The sequence below is a fragment of the Rhodovulum adriaticum genome (genome assembly GCF_004345735.1).
Taxonomy (GTDB): domain Bacteria; phylum Pseudomonadota; class Alphaproteobacteria; order Rhodobacterales; family Rhodobacteraceae; genus Rhodovulum; species Rhodovulum adriaticum.
In genome coordinates this window covers 1-1,745 of the sequence record NZ_SLXL01000034.1, presented here as the reverse complement: position 1 = coordinate 1,745, position 1,745 = coordinate 1, and the positions used below count along the sequence as shown (strand labels likewise).

Below are 1,745 nucleotides of genomic sequence, written 5' to 3'. Positions count from 1 at the left end.
GCGGTCTGGGCGCCGAATGCGCGGCGGGTTTCCGTCGTGGGCCCCTTCAACCAGTGGGACGGGCGGCGCCATCCGATGCGGCGGCGCGGTGCGACGGGGGTTTGGGAAATCTTCCTGCCCGGCCTGGGCGAGGGGGAGTGCTACAAATACGAGATCCTGGGCGCCGACGGCACGGTGCAGCCGCTGAAGGCCGACCCGGTTGGTTTCGGCTCGGAACACCCGCCGAAAAACGCCAGCGTGGTGCGCGACATCGCGGGCTATGGTTGGCACGACGGCGGCTGGATGGACACCCGCGCGGGCCGCAACGCCCGCAGCGCGCCGATTTCCATCTACGAGGTGCATCTGGGGTCGTGGCGGCGCCGGGTGGCCGAGGGCAACCGCCCGCTGTCCTACAAGGAGGCGGCCGAGGAGCTGGTGGATTACGCCGCGGACATGGGCTTTACCCACATCGAATTCCTGCCGCTGAGCGAACATCCCTTCGACGGGTCCTGGGGCTATCAGCCGGTGGGGCTGTTCGCGCCGACGATCCGCCACGGCCCCCCGCATGAATTCCGCGACCTGATCGACGCGGCGCACCGGCGGGGGCTGGGGGTGATCCTGGACTGGGTGCCGGGGCATTTCCCGACCGACGCGCACGGGCTGGGCCGGTTCGACGGCACCGCGCTTTACGAACATGCCGACCCGCGCGAGGGGTTCCACCAGGACTGGAACACCTTGATCTACAATTTCGGGCGGACCGAGGTTGCCAATTTCCTGTGTTCCAACGCGCTGTACTGGCTGGAGGAATACCACGTGGACGGGCTGCGGGTGGATGCGGTGGCCTCGATGCTGTACCGCGACTATTCCCGGCGCGAGGGCGAGTGGGTCCCCAACATCCATGGCGGGCGCGAGAACCTGGAGGCGATCGCGCTGTTGCGCCAGATGAACACGCTGGTCTATGGCGCGGTGCCCGGCTGCCTGACGGCGGCCGAGGAAAGCACCAGCTTTCCGGGCGTGTCGCAGCCGGTGGATTCGGGCGGGCTGGGCTTCGGCTACAAGTGGAACATGGGCTGGATGAACGACACGCTGGACTATTTCAGCCGCGCGCCTGTGCACCGCAAGCATCACCACCACCAGCTGACCTTCGGGCTGGTCTATGCGTTCTCGGAAAACTTCATCCTGCCGATCAGCCATGACGAGGTGGTGCACGGCAAGGGGTCGATGCTGGCCCGGATGCCGGGGGACGACTGGGAACGGTTCGCCAACCTGCGGGCCTATTACGGGTTCATGTGGGGGCATCCGGGCAAGAAGCTGCTGTTCATGGGCCAGGAATTCGCGCAAGGCGCGGAATGGGATTACCGGGGCCAGCTGGACTGGGGCGTTCTGGACACTGCCCCGCATGCGGGGATGCAGCGGCTGGTGCGGGATCTGAACCGGCTGTACCGCGACACGCCCGCGCTGCACGCCAAGGATTGCGAGGGCGCGGGGTTCCAGTGGATCGAGGCCGACGCCGCCGACATCTCGGTCTATGCCTGGCTGCGCCGGGGCGGGCCGGACGACGCGCCGGTGGCGGTGATCTGCAACCTGACGCCCGTGGAACGCAGCCTGCGCATCGGCCTGCCGCAGGCCGGGCAATGGCGCGAGGCCCTGAACACCGACGCCGCCGCCTATGGCGGCACCAACCGCGGCAACATGGGGGGTGTCAACGCAACACAATCCCCCCATCAAGGCCAACCCGCATCCGCCAAAATCAATCTGCCGCCGCT

General features: G+C 67.7%; 1 protein-coding gene. It reads left to right on the top strand.

Features of this window, described 5'->3' with window-relative positions:
• Positions 1-1,745, top strand: a 1,745-nt coding sequence (glgB, locus tag EV656_RS16415; RefSeq protein ID WP_132605866.1) for a 1,4-alpha-glucan branching protein GlgB, incomplete at both ends; no start/stop codon positions are given.